This is a genomic window from Sulfuriferula plumbiphila, assembly GCF_009938015.1.
Taxonomy (GTDB): domain Bacteria; phylum Pseudomonadota; class Gammaproteobacteria; order Burkholderiales; family Sulfuriferulaceae; genus Sulfuriferula; species Sulfuriferula plumbiphila.
The window spans coordinates 2,206,511-2,225,254 of sequence record NZ_AP021884.1 but is presented as its reverse complement, the minus strand read 5'-3'; the positions used below and the strand labels follow the sequence as shown (position 1 = coordinate 2,225,254).

23 protein-coding genes are annotated in these 18,744 nt (G+C 56.9%); 20 read left to right on the top strand and 3 right to left on the bottom strand.

What is annotated here, in order from left to right:
• Window positions 1–318 precede the first annotated feature (318 nt).
• The 8 genes from GZH91_RS11530 to GZH91_RS11495 are packed head-to-tail and all read left to right on the top strand — an operon-like array spanning window position 319 to window position 4,885.
• Window positions 319–1,275 carry an RluA family pseudouridine synthase gene (locus tag GZH91_RS11530; RefSeq protein WP_147071921.1) on the top strand — a complete coding sequence of 319 codons (957 nt, stop codon included), beginning with the start codon at window positions 319–321 and terminating at the stop codon, window positions 1,273–1,275.
• Window positions 1,272–1,931 (top strand): HAD-IA family hydrolase, encoded by a 660-nt coding sequence (locus tag GZH91_RS11525; protein ID WP_147071919.1) that lies wholly within the window; start codon window positions 1,272–1,274, stop codon window positions 1,929–1,931. Before GZH91_RS11530 ends, GZH91_RS11525 begins: the two co-directional genes overlap by 4 nt.
• Window positions 1,910–2,269, top strand: a complete 360-nt coding sequence (locus GZH91_RS11520) for a Rieske (2Fe-2S) protein (RefSeq protein WP_147071916.1) — start codon at window positions 1,910–1,912, stop codon at window positions 2,267–2,269. Before GZH91_RS11525 ends, GZH91_RS11520 begins: the two co-directional genes overlap by 22 nt.
• The gene (locus GZH91_RS11515) at window positions 2,262–3,209 is read left to right on the top strand and encodes a S49 family peptidase (RefSeq protein WP_147071914.1); all 948 of its coding nucleotides are present in this window, start codon (window positions 2,262–2,264) and stop codon (window positions 3,207–3,209) included. The genes GZH91_RS11520 and GZH91_RS11515 overlap by 8 nt, the downstream gene beginning before the upstream one ends.
• Window positions 3,206–3,478, top strand: coding sequence for a Rho-binding antiterminator (locus tag GZH91_RS11510; RefSeq protein WP_223264517.1), 273 nt, complete (start codon window positions 3,206–3,208; stop codon window positions 3,476–3,478). Before GZH91_RS11515 ends, GZH91_RS11510 begins: the two co-directional genes overlap by 4 nt.
• Window positions 3,479–3,519: 41 nt before the next feature.
• Window positions 3,520–4,083, top strand: a complete 564-nt coding sequence (locus GZH91_RS11505) for an RNA polymerase sigma factor (RefSeq protein ID WP_147071912.1) — start codon at window positions 3,520–3,522, stop codon at window positions 4,081–4,083.
• Window positions 4,080–4,463 carry a DUF3619 family protein gene (locus GZH91_RS11500; RefSeq protein ID WP_147071910.1) on the top strand — a complete coding sequence of 128 codons (384 nt, stop codon included), beginning with the start codon at window positions 4,080–4,082 and terminating at the stop codon, window positions 4,461–4,463. The genes GZH91_RS11505 and GZH91_RS11500 overlap by 4 nt, the downstream gene beginning before the upstream one ends.
• On the top strand, window positions 4,436–4,885 hold the full coding sequence (locus tag GZH91_RS11495; protein WP_147071908.1) for a DUF3106 domain-containing protein: 450 nt from the start codon (window positions 4,436–4,438) through the stop codon (window positions 4,883–4,885). The genes GZH91_RS11500 and GZH91_RS11495 overlap by 28 nt, the downstream gene beginning before the upstream one ends.
• Window positions 4,886–4,900: 15 nt before the next feature.
• Here GZH91_RS11495 and GZH91_RS11490 read toward each other — a convergent pair whose 3' ends face one another.
• From GZH91_RS11490 to GZH91_RS11480, 3 genes are read right to left on the bottom strand one after another with little or no spacing between them, the layout of a single operon-like run.
• Window positions 4,901–5,494, bottom strand: a complete 594-nt coding sequence (locus tag GZH91_RS11490; protein ID WP_147071998.1) for a Maf family nucleotide pyrophosphatase — start codon at window positions 5,492–5,494, stop codon at window positions 4,901–4,903.
• A gap of 19 nt (window positions 5,495–5,513) precedes the next feature.
• A complete protein-coding gene (gene oadA / locus GZH91_RS11485) occupies window positions 5,514–7,367 on the bottom strand; it encodes a sodium-extruding oxaloacetate decarboxylase subunit alpha (protein ID WP_147071906.1) in 1,854 nt (617 codons plus the stop codon).
• Between the two features lie 29 nt (window positions 7,368–7,396).
• Entirely contained in the window at window positions 7,397–8,815 is a 1,419-nt protein-coding gene (locus tag GZH91_RS11480; RefSeq protein WP_147071904.1) for an acetyl-CoA carboxylase biotin carboxylase subunit, read from the bottom strand.
• Between the two features lie 54 nt (window positions 8,816–8,869).
• On the opposite strand from GZH91_RS11480, the gene GZH91_RS11475 reads away from it, so the two are divergent.
• From GZH91_RS11475 to tmk, 12 genes are all read left to right on the top strand, one after another.
• Window positions 8,870–9,385: a YceD family protein gene (locus GZH91_RS11475; protein ID WP_147071902.1), complete on the top strand. Its 516-nt coding sequence runs from the start codon at window positions 8,870–8,872 to the stop codon at window positions 9,383–9,385.
• Window positions 9,386–9,398: 13 nt separating this feature from the next.
• The gene (gene rpmF, locus GZH91_RS11470) at window positions 9,399–9,578 is read left to right on the top strand and encodes a 50S ribosomal protein L32 (RefSeq protein ID WP_147071900.1); all 180 of its coding nucleotides are present in this window, start codon (window positions 9,399–9,401) and stop codon (window positions 9,576–9,578) included.
• Between the two features lie 118 nt (window positions 9,579–9,696).
• Window positions 9,697–10,716: a phosphate acyltransferase PlsX gene (plsX, locus tag GZH91_RS17715; RefSeq protein WP_174861833.1), complete on the top strand. Its 1,020-nt coding sequence runs from the start codon at window positions 9,697–9,699 to the stop codon at window positions 10,714–10,716.
• Window positions 10,717–11,676 carry a beta-ketoacyl-ACP synthase III gene (locus tag GZH91_RS17710; protein ID WP_174861832.1) on the top strand — a complete coding sequence of 320 codons (960 nt, stop codon included), beginning with the start codon at window positions 10,717–10,719 and terminating at the stop codon, window positions 11,674–11,676.
• A gap of 28 nt (window positions 11,677–11,704) precedes the next feature.
• A complete protein-coding gene (fabD, locus tag GZH91_RS11460; protein WP_147071898.1) occupies window positions 11,705–12,637 on the top strand; it encodes an ACP S-malonyltransferase in 933 nt (310 codons plus the stop codon).
• Window positions 12,638–12,645: 8 nt separating this feature from the next.
• The gene (gene fabG, locus GZH91_RS11455) at window positions 12,646–13,386 is read left to right on the top strand and encodes a 3-oxoacyl-ACP reductase FabG (protein WP_147071896.1); all 741 of its coding nucleotides are present in this window, start codon (window positions 12,646–12,648) and stop codon (window positions 13,384–13,386) included.
• A 112-nt stretch (window positions 13,387–13,498) separates the two neighbouring features.
• The gene (gene acpP, locus GZH91_RS11450; protein WP_124705861.1) at window positions 13,499–13,738 is read left to right on the top strand and encodes an acyl carrier protein; all 240 of its coding nucleotides are present in this window, start codon (window positions 13,499–13,501) and stop codon (window positions 13,736–13,738) included.
• 26 nt (window positions 13,739–13,764) lie between these two features.
• The gene (gene fabF, locus GZH91_RS11445) at window positions 13,765–15,003 is read left to right on the top strand and encodes a beta-ketoacyl-ACP synthase II (RefSeq protein ID WP_147071894.1); all 1,239 of its coding nucleotides are present in this window, start codon (window positions 13,765–13,767) and stop codon (window positions 15,001–15,003) included.
• A 29-nt stretch (window positions 15,004–15,032) separates the two neighbouring features.
• Window positions 15,033–16,349, top strand: coding sequence for an aminodeoxychorismate synthase component I (locus GZH91_RS11440; protein WP_147071892.1), 1,317 nt, complete (start codon window positions 15,033–15,035; stop codon window positions 16,347–16,349).
• A complete protein-coding gene (gene pabC, locus GZH91_RS11435) occupies window positions 16,346–17,158 on the top strand; it encodes an aminodeoxychorismate lyase (protein WP_147071890.1) in 813 nt (270 codons plus the stop codon). Before GZH91_RS11440 ends, pabC begins: the two co-directional genes overlap by 4 nt.
• Window positions 17,151–18,140 carry an endolytic transglycosylase MltG gene (gene mltG / locus GZH91_RS11430; protein ID WP_198415307.1) on the top strand — a complete coding sequence of 330 codons (990 nt, stop codon included), beginning with the start codon at window positions 17,151–17,153 and terminating at the stop codon, window positions 18,138–18,140. Before pabC ends, mltG begins: the two co-directional genes overlap by 8 nt.
• A 2-nt stretch (window positions 18,141–18,142) precedes the next feature.
• Entirely contained in the window at window positions 18,143–18,742 is a 600-nt protein-coding gene (gene tmk / locus GZH91_RS11425; RefSeq protein WP_170227436.1) for a dTMP kinase, read from the top strand.
• Window positions 18,743–18,744 lie beyond the last annotated feature (2 nt).

The window sequence follows — 18,744 nt, the reverse complement described above, 5'->3', positions numbered from 1 at the left end:
CAGGTTAGTCGGGCGTGGCGGTTTATCGTTAGGGCAGATGAATCGCTCATCTGCTGGAAATCTAAGGGTGCGTTTCGCGCGCTTATGCTTTACCATCGCTACTTTTTAATGCGGCGTCCATGCGCCTGTTGGCGTCTCTGAACGGCTTTGGGTCTCTAACATGGCGGTGCAAACTAAAGCAGGCGCGATGTATCGGGACATGCATCCGGTGAGCGAAATTAACCGGCTAATTTTGCTTCTGGACGCAGAGTATTCCGTCACTTGCCGGATGAACCCAGCCTGGAAAACGTCGCAGATTGCAACGGCAGTATATGCAAAATGAATGATTTACGCAAAGAATCTGTCACCTATCTCAAAGTGGACGAGTCCGGTGCCGGGCAGCGTATTGACAACTTTCTGGCACGCCACCTCAAAGGGGTTCCCAAAAGCCACCTGTACCGTATTTTGCGCAGCGGTGAAGTACGCGTGAACAAGGGGCGTGTGGAGGCTGCGCGCAAACTTGAACTGGGCGATGAAATCCGTATTCCGCCGATCCGTGTGGCGGCACCGCAAATTAACCGGCCCACCGCCTTGCCCAAGGGCGGCGTCCGTCTGGTCGGACGTATCCTCTACCATAACGAAGGCCTGCTGGTACTCGACAAGCCTGCAGGCATGGCAGTGCATGGCGGCAGCGGCGTGAGTCTGGGGGTGATCGAGCAATTGCGGCTGGAGATGCCGGAGCAGCGCTTTCTCGAACTGGCTCACCGCCTGGATCGGGAAACGTCCGGTGTGCTGATGCTGGCGACCAAGCGCAGTGCACTGGTGGCCCTGCACGACATGATGCGCGCCAATCAGATGGACAAACGCTACTTTGCACTGGTTCTCGGGCGCTGGAGTGATGCGCTGCGCCACATCAAACAGCCGCTACACAAGTATCTCAACGCTGAAGGCGAACGGCGTGTACTGGCAAGCGCGGATGGCCAGTCTGCGCATACCGTGTTTCGCCTGCAGCGTAACTGGGCAAACTTCAGCCTGCTCGAAGCCGAGCTCAAAACCGGCCGCACGCACCAGATCCGGGTGCATCTGGCGCACGCCGGCTTCCCGATTGCCGGGGATGACAAATACGGGGATTTCACGCGCAACAAGATGCTTGCCAAAACCGGCCTCAAGCGCATGTTCTTGCATGCGCATCGGGTCAGTATCAAGCATCCGCTCAATGACGAGATGTTGGTTCTGGAAGCGCCGCTACCCGCCGAACTGGGGAATTTTCTTGTACAACTTGATCGCGACGAATGAGCACAAGACGCTTTGATTTGCTGATATTCGACTGGGATGGCACGCTGATGGACTCCACCGGTGCCATTGCCCAGTCCATCCGGCTGGCCTGTGCTGACCTGGGTTTGCGTGTGCCACAGACAGAGGAAGCCAGACAAATTATCGGCTTGGGGCTGGCCGAGGCGCTCCATACCTTGCTGCCGGATATGGCGCCGGACGATTACCCGCGTCTGGTGGAACGCTACCGATATCATTTCCTTGGCCAGGATCACACCTTGCCGCTATTCGACGGGGTGGCGGATACGATTGCAGCGCTGCATGACGCGGATTACCGGCTGGCGGTGGCCACCGGTAAAAGCCGCAGGGGACTGGAACGCGCTTTTGATCACAGCGGCTTGCGCAAGTTTTTCCATGCTTCGCGTTGTGCCGATGAAGGCTATTCCAAGCCGCACCCGGGCATGGTGCTGGAGTTGATGGATTGCTGCGGCGTCGACGCAGAGCGAACGCTGATGATCGGCGATACCAGCCATGATCTGCAAATGGCGCTCAATGCGGGCGTGGCGAGTGTGGGCGTGGCTTACGGCGCGCATTCGGCAGCATCCCTGCAAGCGTGTCAGCCGCTGTATATTGCCGATGACTTCAAAGGCTTGGTGGCATGGCTGAAAATCCACGCCTGATTTGCGCCAGTACGGCGCTGACCGATTCAGGCAAGGGGATGCGCTTCGACCTGCAGTATCAGGGTGAAACCACGCCCGCCTTCGCGATCCGCTACCGCGGCCGGGTGTATGCCTACCTTAACCGTTGTGCGCATATACCCGTGGAGATGGACTGGCAGGAAGGGGAGTTTTTTGACCTCTCCGGGTTATACTTGCTGTGTTCCACCCACGGCGCAATGTATGTTCCGGAAACAGGGCAATGTATTAGTGGGCGTTGCGCCGGCAAAGGACTGGTTACGCTTGCAGTGCGGGAACACGACGGTCATGTCTATTTAATTGAGGAAGCAAATCATGTCTGAACCGGAAAAAACCGGGAACTGGGAGCGCGACGTGCTGGAAAAAGTGGCGCTATCAGCTGTCAAGGAGCAGCGTACTGCGCGCCACTGGAGTATTTTTTTCAAGCTGCTGGGGTTTTCCTATCTGTTTATCCTGCTGTTTCTGGCACTGGGCTGGATCGGCGATCGCGGTATTCCCATCCCCGGCAAGCATACCGCACTGGTAGAGCTGAATGGCACCATCGCAGCAGATCAGACCAGCGCTGATCAGATCATGAAAGGACTGCAGGCCGCCTTTGAAGACAGCAACACAAAAGGCGTCATCCTGCGCATTAATAGCCCCGGGGGCAGCCCGGTGCAGGCGGGGCAGATTTATGACGACATCAAGCGCCTGCGCGCAAAATATCCCAATATCCCGCTGTATGCAGTGGTGGACGATATTTGTGCCTCCGGTGCCTATTATGTTGCAGCGGCAGCTGACAAAATCTATGTGGACAAGGCCAGTCTTGTCGGTTCCATCGGTGTGCTGATGGATGGTTTCGGCTTTACCGGCACCATGCAGAAGCTGGGGGTGGAACGGCGCCTGCTTACCGCAGGAGAAAACAAGGGCTTCCTTGATCCGTTTTCGCCTGAAAATCCGCAGCAGGTCGCTTATGCCAAGACCATGCTGGAGGAAATTCATCAGCAATTCATCAAGGCCGTGCGCGATGGGCGGGGCAGTCGCCTGAAAGAAACGCCGGATATGTTCAGTGGCCTGGTGTGGAGCGGCCAGAAAAGTATTGAATTAGGCTTGGCCGATGCCCTTGGCAGCACCGACTATGTTGCGCGCGACGTGATTAAAGCCAGGGATATCGTTGATTTTACGCCACAGGAGGGCTTTGCTGACCGGTTTGCCAAACGCTTTGGCGTGGCCATGGGCAAGACCATGAATCCCCTGGCATTGTCGGGTAGCATACTGCATTGATAGCCGGCGGCGCCTATCAGCCGATTGCGTGTGCGCAGCACGAGCGGCTTGAATTCGCCGTGCTGCGGCGGATTCCCCTTTGGTTGCACTACCTGGCCGAGGATGGGCAGGAACATGAAGCCAGCGTCATGCCGCTGGACGTGCAAACCCGGCAATCGGGCGAATGGCTAGTGATGCGCTATGCTGACGGCAGCACAGGCGAACTACGACTTGATCATCTGCAGTATTTTGAAGAGCGCCCGTCTGCGGGTGGTTCGGATAAAATCTGATCCGCCAATCTGGCCGAAACCGAAAGACAGCGTACCCTTCCGTGTCTACACCCGAACAACTTGCTCGCTTTCTCGCAGAAGTTGAACGCCGCGCCTATCGACATGCGGCTTATACCGTGCGCGATGAGCAGGCAGCGCTGGATATCGTGCAGGATGCCATGCTCAAGCTGGCCGAAAAGTATGTGGACCGGCCTGCCGAAGAGTATCCGATGCTATTTCAGCGTATTTTGCAAAACACCATACGGGATTATTTCCGTCGCCAGAAAGTGCGCAACTTCTGGACAACGGCAATGTCTTTTGTGATGCCTGGTCACGACGATCACGCTGAAGATGGAGATGCGATCGAACACCTGCAGACTACATCCGAGTCGGATGATCCCGCCTGCCAGGCAGATACGACCCAGAGACTGGCGATTATCCAGGAAGCTCTGGAAAAATTGCCGCCACGTCAACGTGAAGCCTTCCTGCTGCGTTACTGGGAAGAGATGGATACCGCAGAGACTGCCACGATCATGGGTTGTTCCGAAGGTAGCGTGAAAACGCACTGTTCACGAGCTGTCCATGCGCTTTCCAAAGACCTGGAGAGCAAGGGAATAACGTTATGAATGAAGAAGATTTCTCAAGAAAAGTGATCCGCCTGGTGGATGCAGATATCAACAATATCCGCCCGGAGGTGGCTCAGCGCTTGCGACAGGTACGCGAGCTTGCTGTCGCCCACGCGCAGCAGCGCCGCGCGGCCAGCTTTGGTCTCTCCGGCGATGCCCTGCATCGTGCATCATGGTTTTCCCAGCATCGGCTTGCCGGTGTCGGCGTGTTGCTGGTGATTGCATTGTTGGCGGCTACCGGGATATGGCAGATATCCCCAAAACAGCAAGAAGATGATGTTTCCCAGATTGACGCAGCCCTGCTGACAGACGATTTGCCCGTCCACGCGTATCTTGATAATAGTCTTGTACAATGGATCAAAAATCCTTCCGGACAGTAATTTTTTGCTTGCTATTGGCGCTGTCGCCCGTCTGTTTTGCGGGAGGCAAGCCCAATGCTCCGGAATGGCGGCTGCTGACCCCCACGCAGCAGCAGATTCTTGCGCCTCTGGCATTGCAATGGACCAGGATGTCGACGCTGCAGCGCTCACGCCTGATTGCGGTAGCTGAGCAATACCCGAAAATGACACCCGAGGCGCGCTTGCGATTTCAGAAGCGTATCAAAACCTGGGCATTGCTTACCCGTGAACAGCGTGAAGAAGCACGCGAAAATTATCGCAGGCTAAAGCGTTTGCCGAAAAAGCAGCGCGAAGCCATCAAACAGCGTTGGGAAGCAAAACAGCAGACCCGACTGCCGGTGGAGCCGGCACCTGCAAAGCCTGATGTAATGCCGGCCCTGACATCGCCTATTCAACCTTCTTGATCTGATTGGCGCGGGTCAGGATGGATGCTGCCAGGTGAGTACGTCCAGACCCTCCTGCGCCAGCATGTGTGTCAGTGCAATCAGGGGCAAGCCGATCAGCGCATTCGGATCTACGCCTTCAAGTTTTTCAATCACCGCAATACCCAGGCTTTCGATGCGCGCGCTGCCAGCGCAGTTATAGGGCTGATCTTTGCGCAGATAGGCTTCAATTTGCGCGTCGCTGAGTTCACGAAAATGGACCGTGGTCGGCACAGATGTTGTGTGCAGGCTGCCGCTGGCACTGTTGTAGAGGGAGAGCGCGGAATGAAACACGACGCTTTTGCCACACATCAGGCGTAATTGCTCGGCTGCTTTTTCGTGCGTGCCAGGTTTGCCGATCTGGCGGCCATCCACCGTAGCAACCTGATCCGAGCCAATAATGAGCGCGCGTGGATAGGTCGTCTGCACTGCCTTTGCCTTGAGTTGTGACAGGCGCAACGCAGTTGCTTCGGGCGTCTCATGAAGCAGTGGCGTTTCGTCCACCTCTGGCGCAATCACTGCAAACGGTATCTGCAGGCGCGACAACAACTCGCGCCGGTAAGGCGAAGTGGAAGCCAGCACCAGCGGCAAGAGATGCAAAGCGGCCAGCCTATTCCGGCTGGATTTCCAGCAGCGCCTGGTCAGGCGTGACCGTGTCACCCTTGATCACGAACAGGGCAATCACGGTGCCGGAAATCGAAGCCTGGATTTCATTTTCCATTTTCATTGCCTCAATCACCAGTACCGGGTCTCCGGCCTTGACCTTCTGACCGGTGGTGACCATCACATCCACGATATTGCCGGGCATGGCGGTGGTGACGTGGCCGACGTGGCTGGGACGCGGGCGGCCACCGCCGGAGGGTTTCTTGTTCATGCCCGAGTCGGCTCTGGGTGAACGGCTGCCATTGGCAGCCACTTCGATTTCGTTCAGGGCCTCAACCAGTACTTCCTCAGTCACCCCATCTACAGATACATAATAGGGACGCTCCGCCTGTCCGCCGTGACCGGTGCCGGTTAGCCGGATGTGATAAGTTTCGCCGTGCAGGGTGATGCGGAATTCGTCTGCCGCCGAGCGTGTGGCGGCAGCGGCATTTTTGGCCTCGATTGGCAGCAGCGCCTCGGCAGCCAGCGTGCCCGCATTGCGCTCCTGCAGGAATGTGCGCCCGAGGTCGGGGAACATGGCATAGGTAAGTACATCTTCTTCGGATTTCGACAAATCCTCGATCTCGCCGCGCAGTTTTTCCAGTTCATCCGGGATCAGGTCTGCGGGACGGCAGGTGATGACTTCCTGATTGCCGATGGCGAGGCTGCGCACCTGCTCGCTGACGTGACCAGGCGCCTTGCCATAGCGGCCTTGCAGGTAGAGCTTTACTTCATTGGTGATGGTTTTATAGCGTCCGCCGGTGAGCACATTGATCACAGCCTGGCTGCCAACGATCTGGGAAGTCGGCGTAACCAGCGGCGGGTAACCCAGGTCCTCGCGTACGCGTGGGATTTCCATTAGCACCTCGTCCATGCGTTCCAGCGAGCCCTGTTCCTTGAGCTGGTTGGACAGGTTGGAAATCATTCCGCCCGGCACCTGGCTGATCAGTACACGCGGATCTACGCCGGTGAAAGTGCTTTCAAACTGCCAATACAGTTTGCGCACTTCGCGGAAGTAGGCGGCGATTTCTTCCAGCAAGGCGAGGTTGAGGCCTGTGTCGTATTCGGTGCCAGCCAGTGCCGCAACCATGCTTTCGGTGGTGGGATGGCTGGCGCCTTCCGAGAAAGCGGAGATACAGGTATCAATAATGGTCGCGCCGGCTTCGACGGCTTTCAATTGTGCCATGCTGGCCAGGCCAGAGGTGGCATGGCTGTGGGTATGAACCGGCAAGCCAGTCGCTTCGCGCACGGCCTTGACCAGATCGAAGGCGGCAGTAGGCGTCAACAGGCCGGCCATATCCTTGATGGCAATCGTGTCACAGCCGAGTTCGGCGAGACCCCTGGCCAGTTCGACGAAGTGGGGGATATTGTGCACCGGGCTGGTAGTGTAGGAAATTGCACCTTCTGCCTGTTTTCCAGCCTTTCTTACTGCTTCAACCGAGACGCGCATGTTGCGCAGATCATTCATCGCATCGAATATGCGGAACACGTCCACCCCGTTGTCGGCCGACTTTTGTACAAAGGCACGTACCACATCGTCGGCATAGTGCCGGTAACCAAGCAGATTTTGACCGCGCAGCAGCATTTGTATGGGGGTATTGGGTAATGCTTTGCGCAGTTTTTTGAGCCGTTCCCATGGGTCTTCTCTGAGAAAACGTACGCAGGTGTCAAAGGTGGCGCCGCCCCAGGCTTCCAGGGACCAGAAGCCCACGCTGTCGAGTTTGGCGCAAATGGGCAGCATGTGCTCGGTGCGCATGCGCGTGGCAATGAGGGACTGGGGGCCGTCGCGCAGGACGAGATCGGAAATAAATACTTTTGGCATTGTTCGGTGCAGTCTGTTGGTTGGACGAATTACAATCCGTTATGGGCGGCAATGGCAGCCGAGATGGCTGCCGCGATCATCTCGGGTGGCTGACGTACCGCATAGTTTATCAGTTCAGGGTGAGTATCCACGAACGAGGTATTAAAGCGGCCACTGCGGAAATCCGGATTTTTCAGGATTTCCAGATAATAGGGAATGGTGGTTTTTACACCATATACCACCATGTCATTGAGGGCGCGACGGCCACGCTCCATCACGCTCTCCCAGCTCAAGTTCCATACCGTGAGTTTGGCGCACATGGAGTCATAGTAAGGGGGGATGACGTAACCGCTATACATGGCAGCGTCGGTGCGCACGCCCGGGCCACCCGGAGCGTAATAACGGGTGATGCGACCAAAGCTGGGCAGGAAGCCATTCTTCGGGTCTTCTGCATTGATGCGGAATTCCATCGCAAAACCCCGGTAATGCACGTCTTCCTGCTTGTACTGGAGCGGGTATCCGGCAGCAATGCGAATTTGTTCCTGGACAATGTCCACGCCGGTAATCGTCTCGGTGATGGTGTGTTCCACCTGCAGACGCGTGTTCATTTCCATGAAATAGAACTGGTTGTCCGAATCCAGCAAAAACTCGACTGTGCCCGCATTGGTGTAGCCAACTGCCCGCGCTGCCCGCACTGCCAGTTTGCCGATGTATTGACGCTGTGCCTCGGTGAGCTGGGGTGAAGGTGCAATTTCGATGAGTTTCTGGTTGCGGCGCTGGATCGAGCAGTCGCGCTCGAACAGGTGAATGGTATTGCCGTGAGTGTCTGCCATTACCTGAACTTCAATGTGCTTGGGATTCACCACGCATTTTTCCAGAAAGACCTCCGGTTTGCCGAATGCCTTGCCGGCCTCGGATACCACGCGGTCAAAATTTTTCAGTAGTTCTGCGTCGGAATCGCAACGGCGAATGCCACGGCCACCGCCGCCATTGGTTGCCTTGAGCATCACCGGGTAGCCGATGCTGTTGGCCAGGGTGCGTGCTTCTTCCACATTTTCCAGATTATGTTCGCTGCCAGGAATGACCGGAATGCCTGCCTTGATCATGGCTTTGCGCGCTTCGATCTTGTCACCCATCATGCGGATAACCTCCGCGTTCGGGCCGATAAACTTGATGCCACGGCGCGCGCAGATCTCGGCCAGCATGGGATTTTCAGACAGGAAACCATAGCCTGGATGGAGCGCATCACAGCCACTCGCAACGGCCAGATTGACAATATTGTGTGCGTTCAGATAGCCCTGCACCGGATCGGAGCCGATGTTGTAGGCTTTGTCGGCTTTTTTGACATGTAGCGCATGGCGGTCGGCATCTGTATATATAGCCACTGAAGTGATACCCAGTTCCGAGCAGGCGCGCACGATACGGACAGCGATTTCGCCTCGATTGGCTATGAGGATTTTCTTGATCACGCGGCGAAGCCTTATTTTGACAACACAAGTCGAAAATTATATCATGCGCGCCTTATGTCGGAACAGGCGCGCATTGACTGTCTTGCGTTTGCGCAGGACTCCGGGGTGTTGGAAAGCGTCGTTGCGGTGCGTGATTTTACACGCCTGTGCGAATCTCTGGCAGACAGCACCGGCGAAATTCGCTATCGAATAGACGCCGGCCTGGCAAAGTCAGGCCGTGCGTTTATGAGACTGGAAGCCAGCGGTCAATTGCAATTGCAGTGTCAGCGTTGTATGCAGGCTTTTGGCTGGCATTTGGCAGCCCGTAGCCATGTGTTTGTGGCGCATGATGCAGCAGAGCTGGACGCCTGGGATCGCAAGGCTGAAGGCCTGGAAGAAGCGGTGCTTGCGGATGGTCAGTTTGACTGGTTTGCGTGGCTGGAGGACGAGATTTTACTGACGCTTCCAGTCGCCCCAATTCATCTCGCTGATGCATGCCCGATACCGCACCGGCAAGTGTTGCCGGTGCGCCGTCCCAACCCTTTTGCCACGCTGGCGACATTGCAGCGGCATCATAAATTGAAATCTTGATTGGAGTATCAGAATGGCAGTTCAGCAGAATAAGAAATCCCCGTCCAAACGCGGCATGCATCGCTCGCACGACTCCCTGACCAACCCGCCGCTGGCTGTTGAGCCGACCACAGGTGAGGTGCATCTGCGTCATCACATCAGCCCGAACGGTTTTTATCGTGGCCGCAAAGTGGTGCATAGCAAGGACGAATAAGCCTCTGCACATTCCACTCCGTGCAATTTGTTTGCGTCACGACGTGTGAGTTGGCTTACCTGTTGATGTCAATATCAGCGCATTCAATGATGCAACGCTTGGACGCAATCTGCGAATCATGAGAGATGTAACCGTGGCAATCGATGCCATGGGGGGTGACCACGGGCCGCATGTCACCGTCCCCGCCGCATTGAAAAGCCTTGCGCGTGATCCGGATCTGAATATCGTCCTGGTTGGCCTGCAGGATGTTGTCGAGGCCGAATTGCGCACGCGGCGTGGCAAAACCAGTTCGCGCCTGCGCATCCATCCCGCCAGTGAGGTCGTCGCCATGGACGAGTCGCCGGCACTTGCCATGCGCAACAAAAAAGACTCCTCCATGCGCGTTGCGATTGACCTCGTCAAAAGTGGCGAGGCGGATGCCTGCGTGTCAGCCGGCAATACCGGTGCGCTCATGGCCACCGCGCGCTTCGTTCTGAAAATGCTGCCCGGCATCGAACGTCCTGCCATAGCCACCGAAATGCCTACCGTAAAAGGCCACACCTACGTGCTGGATCTGGGTGCCAATGTGGATTGCAGTGCTGAACACTTGCTGCAATTCGGCATTATGGGTGCCATGCTGGTGTCTGCCCTGGAACAGCGTGATGCACCCAGCGTAGGGCTGCTCAATGTGGGCGAGGAAGAAATCAAGGGTAACGAAATCGTGAAGCAGGCTGCAGATTTATTGCGTTGCAGCGGACTGAATTTTTACGGCAACGTGGAAGGCAACGATATTTTCAAAGGTACAACAGACGTCGTGGTGTGCGATGGTTTTGTCGGAAATATCGCGCTTAAAAGTTCCGAAGGGCTGGCAAAAATGATTGCCACCATGCTGCGTGAAGAGTTCAAGCGTAGCATGTTCACGCGCATGGCCGGATTGATCGCGTTGCCGGTGCTGAATGCCTTTAAAAAGCGGGTTGATCCACGTCGCTACAATGGTGCCACCCTGCTTGGTTTGCGCGGCATTGTCATCAAGAGCCATGGCGGCGCAGACCGTTTTGCGTTTGAGCATGCCATTGAACAGGCAATACGCGAAGTGCGCAGTGGCGTGTTGCACCGTATCACTCAACAAATGGCTACGCTGCACAAGGATGTCGCCTAAATGTATTCCGGAATCCTGGGCACGGGCGGCTATCTGCCGGAACGTGTTCTCACCAATGCTGATCTGGAGAAAATGGTTGACACTTCCGATCAATGGATCGTCGAGCGCACCGGCATCCGCGAGCGTCATCTTGCCGCCGCGCATGAAACGACCAGCGATCTGGCCGCAGCTGCTGCGCGCCAGGCAATTGCAGCTGCGGGTATTGATGTTGCGGAAATTGATCTCATCATCGTCGCGACCACCACGCCGGATCTGATATTTCCCAGTACTGCCTGTCTGGTGCAAAACAAGCTGGGTATGAGCAACGGTTGTGCCGCGTTTGATGTGCAGGCAGTTTGTAGCGGCTTCGTTTATGCGTTGTCTATTGCCGACAACTTTATCCGTGCAGGCCAGGCACGGCGTGCCCTGGTCATTGGGGCCGAGACACTGTCACGGATCACGGACTGGAACGACCGTGGTAATTGCATACTGTGGGGTGATGGTGCGGGTGCAGTGATTCTTGCAGCCAGCGAGACTCCCGGCATTATCTCCACCCACTTGCATGCGGATGGCCGCTACCAGGATTTGCTGCACGTTAATGGCGGGGTGTCGGCGGGGTCGGACGGTAAACCCACCATGCAGATGCAGGGCAATGCGGTATTCAAAATGGCGGTCAATACCCTTGACGCCATTGTGGATGAAACCCTGGCCGCCAATGGCTTGCAAAAATCCGCTGTAAACTGGCTGGTGCCGCATCAAGCCAATATCCGCATTATCCAGGCCACAGCCAAAAAACTTGGTATGAGCATGGATAACGTCGTGGTGACAGTGGATCGCCACGGCAATACTTCCGCAGCGTCCATCCCGCTGGCACTGGATACGGCAGTGCGCGACGGGCGCATACAAGCAGGTGAAATCATATTGATGGAAGCATTCGGTGGTGGTTTTACCTGGGGCTCCGTTCTTATTAAATGGGCTTAGCTAATTAATACAGTTATTCGATTTAAAGATGAAATTATCATTTGTTTTTCCTGGCCAGGGATCCCAGTCAGTGGGCATGATGCAGGGCTTTGACAGTATGCCCGTCGTGCGTGACACATTTACTGAAGCCTCGGACGTGTTGGGCCAGGACATCTGGCAAACGGTCACCACGGGTACGGCAGAACAGCTTGGCATGACGGTGAATACCCAACCGGTGATGCTCGCTGCCGGGGTTGCCACATATCGCGCCTGGCTCAGACAGGGCGGGCAGGCTCCGGAAGTCATGGCCGGGCATAGCCTGGGTGAATATTCTGCGCTGGTGGCGGCGGGTGCACTGTCGTTTGCGGATGCTCTGCCGCTGGTGCGGCTGCGTGCAGAAGCCATGCAGGATGCGGTAGCAGAGGGCCGGGGCGCGATGGCTGCGATACTCGGGCTGGATGATGATGTAGTGCGCGTCGTGTGCGCGGAAGCTGCGCAAGGTGAGGTGCTGGAGCCAGTCAATTTCAATTCGCCCGGCCAGGTGGTCATCGCAGGCAACAAGGCGGCTGTTGAGCGCGGCATGATACTTTCCCGGAAAAAAGGCGCCAAACGCGCCTTGTTGCTGCCGGTTTCGGTACCTTCACACTGTGCGTTGATGCATCCGGCAGCAGAACAGCTTGCTGCGTACCTGGAATCAGTGGCTATCCACCCGCCGCAAATACCCGTACTGCACAACGCGGATGTGATGGCCTATAGTGACCCGGCGCAGATCCGCAGCGCACTGGCACGCCAGCTGTATAGTCCGGTGCGATGGGTGGAAACCGTGCGAGCCATGGCCGCATCAGGCGTAACCCACGTCGTGGAGTGCGGGCCGGGCAAGGTTCTGGCCGGCCTCGGCAAGCGTATCGACAACAATATTCAGGCATACGCGCTCACCAGCGCGGATGCGATCAACGAGATCAAGTCCGTACTCGCCGGATAGGGGGAACCATGCCGCAGGGAAAAATCGCATTAGTGACTGGCGCCAGCCGGGGCATCGGCAAGGCCATCGCGCTGGAACTGGGCAAACAGGGGGCAATTGTAGTCGGTACCGCGACCAGCGAACCGGGCGCCCAGGCTATCAGCGACTACCTGCAGCAGGCAGCGCTACAGGGCGCAGGCATGGTGCTGCAAGTGACCGACGCGGCGAGCATCAATACCGTGCTGGAGCAGATACAGCAGCGCTTCGGCGAGATTGCCATTCTGGTCAATAATGCGGGCATCACTCGCGATAATCTGCTTATGCGCATGAAAGACGAGGAATGGGATGACGTTATCGCCACCAACCTGGGATCGGTATTCAGGCTGTCGCGGGCGGTACTCCGTGCCATGATGAAAGCACGTTATGGCCGCATCATCAGTATCGCCTCGGTGGTCGGCACCATGGGCAACGCCGGACAAACCAGCTATTCGGCGGCCAAGGCGGGCATGGTGGGATTCTCCAAATCCTTGGCGCGTGAAGTGGGCAGTCGTAATATCACGGTTAACTGCGTATCACCCGGCTTCATCGATACCGATATGACGCGAGCCCTGCCAGAGGTCCAGCGTGATGCACTGCTAGCGCACATTCCTCTCGGACGCCTGGGCCAGGTGACGGATATTGCGCATGCGGTAGCTTTTTTGGCCTCTACGCAGGCTGGGTACATCACGGGTGCCAACCTGCATGTGAACGGTGGCATGTACATGGAGTGAGCGGTTTTCAGCGATGGCCTGATGGCCTAAAGCTGTGCTGTTCCAATTTGGGTAATGTTGGCAAGTTTGTTAGAATGCCAACGCTTTTTGTTTAATACTTGGGAGTATCTAGATGGACAATATCGAACAGCGTGTCAAGAAAATCGTCGCCGAACAACTGGGCGTGAACGAAGCGGACGTTAAAACCGAATCTTCCTTTGTCGATGATTTGGGTGCGGATTCGCTGGATACGGTTGAATTGGTCATGGCACTTGAAGAAGAGTTCGAGTGCGAAATCCCTGACGAAGAAGCCGAAAAAATCACCACCGTCAAACTGGCCATTGATTACATCAATAGCCATCTCGCCAAGTAATCTTACTAAAATCTCGCGGAGTTGTTTTGTCCAAGCGCAGAGTTGTGATTACCGGTCTGGGGATTGTGTCCCCGGTCGGCATAGGCCTCCAGGAATCCTGGAGCAATATCCTGGCGGGCAAATCCGGCATCACCCGGATCACCCGCTTTGACCCCACGCTGTTTGCTTCCCAAATTGCCGGGGACGTAAAAAATTTCGACGTGGGGCAATATCTTAATGCCAAAGATGCACGCCGCATGGATGTCTTCATCCAGTACGGCATGGTCGCTGCAATTGAGGCGGTCAACGATGCCGGGCTGGAAGTCACTGAGGAAAACGCCGAACGCATTGGCGTGAATATTGGTTCCGGGATTGGCGGTCTGCCGCTGATTGAGGAAACCCACAATATCTATCTTGCGGGCGGTCCCCGCAAGATTTCACCGTTTTTCATCCCCGCTTCGATTATCAACATGATCGCGGGCAACCTGTCCATACTTTATGGTTTCAAGGGCCCGAATCTGGCGATGGTCACCGCCTGTACCACGGCCACCCACTGTATCGGTGATTCCGCCCGCATGATCGAGTATGGTGATGCGGACGTGATGGTCGCGGGAGGCGCAGAATCGGCGATCAGCCCATTGGGTATGGGGGGGTTTGCAGCCGCGCGTGCATTGTCCACGCGTAACGATGACCCGGCATCCTCAAGTCGTCCCTGGGACAAGGGGCGCGACGGCTTCGTCATGGGTGAGGGCGCAGGTATCCTGGTGCTGGAGGAATACGAACACGCCAAGGCGCGTGGCGCAAAAATATATGCTGAACTGGCCGGCTTCGGCATGAGCGGGGATGCCTACCATATGACCGCACCGGTTGAAGATGGCGAGGGCGCAGCGCGCTGTATGCGGAATGCGCTGAAAAATGCCGGACTTGATGCGACTCAGGTGGACTATATCAATGCACACGGCACGTCCACGCCGCTGGGTGACTTGGCCGAAACCATGGCGATGAAGCGTGCCCTGGGCGATCATGCCTACAAAATTGCGGTCAGCTCAACCAAATCCATGACCGGGCACCTGCTGGGCGCGGCGGGCGGGGTAGAAGCCGTGTTTTCTGCGCTGAGCGTACATGAACAGGTAGCACCGCCCACAATCAATATTTTCAACCAGGACGAAGCCTGCGATCTGGACTATGTGCCCAATACGGCGCGACAGATGAAAATTGACGTGGCGCTGTCGAACTCGTTCGGTTTTGGTGGCACCAACGGTACGCTGGTGTTCCGTAAAATATAATCGGGCGCTGTACAGCAGCGCTTATCCCCGTGCCTGTTCTTTCCCTGCCCGGCAGCGCCGATCTGTTAAGTCTTCACCAGGCCGACCCGCAGCGCTACCCGGTGCTGCTGGAAACGGCGTCTGGCGGCGGCTGGGATATCCTGCTGGCATTTCCGCAGCAAACCCTGTTATTCAAGAATGACCAGGCGGAACAGTGCCTGAGCCAGCTGGACGCTGCATGGCAGGCTGCGTGTTGCATGGCGGATACGGCCATCGGGCACTTGCCGTTCCGGGGTGGCTGGTTTCTCTATCTGGGCTATGAGCTATTGCAAGGGCTGGAGCCTGCTGTGCCGGCCCGGCCAGCCGATGCCGATTTTCCTCTCGCAGCGATCATGCGGATGCCTGCTGCTGTGATGGTGAATCGCCGCAGCGGCGAGACCTGGCTGTTTGCCGAGACCGGGTACGCCAGTCTACTGGATGCGCTGGCGGGAGATATGGCTGGTTTGCGATCGATCCCCGATTCACCGGTCACGCTCTGCGATCTGCATGAAGCACCTGCGCAGGATTTCCTCGATGGGGTGGCGCAAATCCAGCGTTATATCCGTGCCGGGGATGTGTTCCAGGTCAATTTGTCGCGTCGCTGGCATGGCCGTGTGCAAAGCGATGCTCCGGCGCTGGCGCTGTATCAGGCGCTGCGTCGCAGTAATCCGGCACCATTTTCCGGACTGGCGCGCCTTACCCGGGAACGCACTATTGTCAGCTCCTCACCTGAGCGTCTGGTGCAGGTACAGGCAGGCATGGCACACACCAGACCGATTGCGGGTACCCATCCACGCCACAGCGACTACCGGCAGGATGTACAAACCCGTACTGAACTGGCTGCCCACCCCAAAGAACGGGCTGAGCATGTGATGCTGGTTGACCTTGAGCGCAACGATCTGGGGCGGGTGTGTGTGCCGGGCAGCGTGCGGGTGACTGAGCTGATGGCGGTCGCCAGCTACACGTACGTGCACCACATCGAATCAACAGTCGTTGGCCGACTGCGCGCCTGGATCACCCCCGGACAGGTAATACGTGCCCTGTTTCCGGGTGGTACCATCACCGGATGTCCCAAAGTGCGCACCATGCAAATCATCCGCGAACTGGAAGTCACGCCGCGCTACGCTTACACCGGCAGTATGGGTTATCTGAATCGGGACGGTGATATGGACTTGAATATCCTGATCCGAACCATCATGGTGGCGGGTGACCATATCGGCTTCTCGGCGGGAGCCGGCATCGTGGCGGATTCCGACCCGCTGGGCGAGCTCAACGAAACGCGTGCCAAGGCCAGGGGGCTGTTACGGGCGCTGGGATTGGCGGGATGATTCTGGTCAATGGCGTAGAAACCAGCACACTGGATGCGCTTGATCGCGGGCTGGCCTATGGTGACGGCATATTCCGCACACTGCTGTTGCGCGACGGTAAGGCCGTGGCATGGGCGCGCCAATATGCGAAAATTGTCGCGGACTGCACGCGGCTTGGCTTGCAAGCACCCACTCAGGCGGCGCTGGAAGCTGATCTGACCCACATCGCCGCAGACTCGCCAAATTGTGTGGTCAAGATCATTGTTACCCGGGGCAGCGGATTACGCGGTTATGCTGTTGCCGCCTCGGCCCAGGTCCGCACGCTTGCAATCAGTAGCCCCGTGCCGATTTATCCGCGCAGCCACACCGAACAGGGGATTAGCGCCCGTGTGTGCGATTTGCGGCTTGCGCAGCAGCCCGCGCTGGCCGGCATCAAGCATCTCAATCGGCTGGAAAACGTGCTGGCGCGCAGGGAATGGAGTGACCCGCAGATTGCAGAGGGCATTCTGCTGGATAGCGCAGACAAAGTAATCGGTGGCACGATGAGTAATCTGTTCATGGTGCGCGCTGACACATTGCTTACCCCGGATCTGTCAGCCAGCGGCATTAGCGGCGTGACCCGTGAACGCATTCTTGCTGCCGTACCCGGGCTGGGGCTGAAAACCGGGATGGGTGAATTTGAGCTGAAGGATTTGTACGCTGCCGACGCCGTCATGGTGTGCAATAGCGTGATCGGCATCTGGCAAATTCGTAGGCTTGCGCATCAGCACTGGCAGCCGCATCCTTATACCCGGATGATACGTACTCTACTGGAACAAGACATTGATTAAACGCTTGATAGTTGTGTTGCTGGTTGCATTGCTGGTGATGGGTGCCGATCTGTTCTGGTATGCGCGCACCCCACTGCCGCTGAAATCCTTGCCTAGCGAATTCACACTTAAGCCAGGTAGCAGCCTGACCGCAGTTGCCGAACAGTTGCGTCAGCAGGGTGTGATCGAAAGCAGCTGGCGATTTCGGATACTGGCACGGATATTGGGCGATGCTGCACGGATCAAGGCCGGGCACTACACACTGGGGCGCGCAACCACGCCATTTGAGCTACTCAAAAAACTGACCCAGGGTGAGGTCAGCCTGCGCGAGATCGTCTTTATCGAAGGCTGGACTTTCCAGCAGATGCGGGATGCGCTTGATGCTCATCCGGCCCTGCGCCATGACACCGCCAACATGAGCGAGGCACAGATACTGGCTGCTCTGCATATCCCGGAGGCACACGCCGAGGGCCTGTTTTTTCCCGCCAAATATTATGTTGATCCCGGCAACAGCGATATTTCCATCCTGCATCGTGCTTATGAAACCATGCAGGCGCACCTCGCCAAGGAGTGGGCAGCACGCCAGCCTGGGCTGCCTTACGATAATCCTTATCAGGCGCTGACGATGGCGTCCATTATTGAAAAAGAAACCGGCATGGCAAGCGAGCGCCCATTAATTGCTGCCGTGTTTATCAACCGCCTGCGCAACGGGATGCGCTTGCAAACCGATCCCTGCGTGATTTATGGCCTGGGTGATGCTTTTGATGGCAACCTGCGCAAGCGCGACCTGTTGGCCGATACGCCTTATAACACCTATACCCGCGCAGGCTTGCCCCCCACGCCGATCGCCATGCCCGGGCTCGATTCGATCCATGCCGCACTCAATCCGGCGCCCAGCCAGGCTTTGTATTTTGTTGCCAAGGGCGATGGCAGCCACTATTTTTCGGACAATCTCGAACAGCACAATCGCGCTGTGATGCGCTATCAAAAAAGCGGAAACTGATTATGCCATTCATCACGCTCGAAGGAATCGACGGCGCTGGCAAGAGCACCCATCTGCCATGGCTGGCCGACAAACTGCGCGCACGCGGTGTTGAGGTGGTGGTCACGCGGGAACCCGGTGGGACACCGCTCGGTGAAAAGTTGCGCGAATTGCTGCTTGCCGAGCCCATGCATGTTGAAACCGAAGCGTTATTGATGTTTGCGGCGCGCCGTGAACATCTGGATTGCGTGATCCTGCCCGCATTGAGACGGGGTGCTTATGTCATCTCGGATCGGTTTACCGATGCCAGTTTTGCTTATCAGTGCGGCGGACGCGGTATTGCCGAATCCAGGTTGCGCATTCTGGAAGACTGGGTGCAGGATGGGCTGCAACCAGACTTGACGCTGCTGTTCGATGTGGAGGTCGCTGTAGCGGGTAAACGCCTGGCGACTAACGCCAGTCTGGACCGGTTCGAGCAGCAGCAGCAGGATTTTTTCGAGCGCGTACGCGCCATGTATTTGCAGCGCGCCGGACAATTTCCGGCGCGGTTCCGGGTAGTCAGGAGTGAGCGCAGCCTGGATGAGATTCGCGATGACCTTGAACCAATCATTGCTGCTATTTGAGC

What these genes read in the sequence shown, in the direction of transcription:
- GZH91_RS11530 (WP_147071921.1), top strand. Translation starts at nt 319, where the DNA reads ATGAATGATTTACGCAAAGAATCTGTCACCTATCTCAAAGTGGACGAG.
- oadA (WP_147071906.1), bottom strand. Translation starts at nt 7,367, where the DNA reads ATGCCAAAAGTATTTATTTCCGATCTCGTCCTGCGCGACGGCCCCCAG.
- rpmF (WP_147071900.1), top strand. Translation starts at nt 9,399, where the DNA reads ATGGCAGTTCAGCAGAATAAGAAATCCCCGTCCAAACGCGGCATGCAT.
- GZH91_RS11495 (WP_147071908.1), top strand. Translation starts at nt 4,436, where the DNA reads ATGGATCAAAAATCCTTCCGGACAGTAATTTTTTGCTTGCTATTGGCG.
- fabD (WP_147071898.1), top strand. Translation starts at nt 11,705, where the DNA reads ATGAAATTATCATTTGTTTTTCCTGGCCAGGGATCCCAGTCAGTGGGC.
- GZH91_RS11475 (WP_147071902.1), top strand. Translation starts at nt 8,870, where the DNA reads ATGTCGGAACAGGCGCGCATTGACTGTCTTGCGTTTGCGCAGGACTCC.
- tmk (WP_170227436.1), top strand. Translation starts at nt 18,143, where the DNA reads ATGCCATTCATCACGCTCGAAGGAATCGACGGCGCTGGCAAGAGCACC.
- acpP (WP_124705861.1), top strand. Translation starts at nt 13,499, where the DNA reads ATGGACAATATCGAACAGCGTGTCAAGAAAATCGTCGCCGAACAACTG.
- plsX (WP_174861833.1), top strand. Translation starts at nt 9,697, where the DNA reads ATGAGAGATGTAACCGTGGCAATCGATGCCATGGGGGGTGACCACGGG.
- GZH91_RS11520 (WP_147071916.1), top strand. Translation starts at nt 1,910, where the DNA reads ATGGCTGAAAATCCACGCCTGATTTGCGCCAGTACGGCGCTGACCGAT.
- fabG (WP_147071896.1), top strand. Translation starts at nt 12,646, where the DNA reads ATGCCGCAGGGAAAAATCGCATTAGTGACTGGCGCCAGCCGGGGCATC.
- GZH91_RS11500 (WP_147071910.1), top strand. Translation starts at nt 4,080, where the DNA reads ATGAATGAAGAAGATTTCTCAAGAAAAGTGATCCGCCTGGTGGATGCA.
- pabC (WP_147071890.1), top strand. Translation starts at nt 16,346, where the DNA reads ATGATTCTGGTCAATGGCGTAGAAACCAGCACACTGGATGCGCTTGAT.
- GZH91_RS11525 (WP_147071919.1), top strand. Translation starts at nt 1,272, where the DNA reads ATGAGCACAAGACGCTTTGATTTGCTGATATTCGACTGGGATGGCACG.
- GZH91_RS11515 (WP_147071914.1), top strand. Translation starts at nt 2,262, where the DNA reads ATGTCTGAACCGGAAAAAACCGGGAACTGGGAGCGCGACGTGCTGGAA.
- GZH91_RS17710 (WP_174861832.1), top strand. Translation starts at nt 10,717, where the DNA reads ATGTATTCCGGAATCCTGGGCACGGGCGGCTATCTGCCGGAACGTGTT.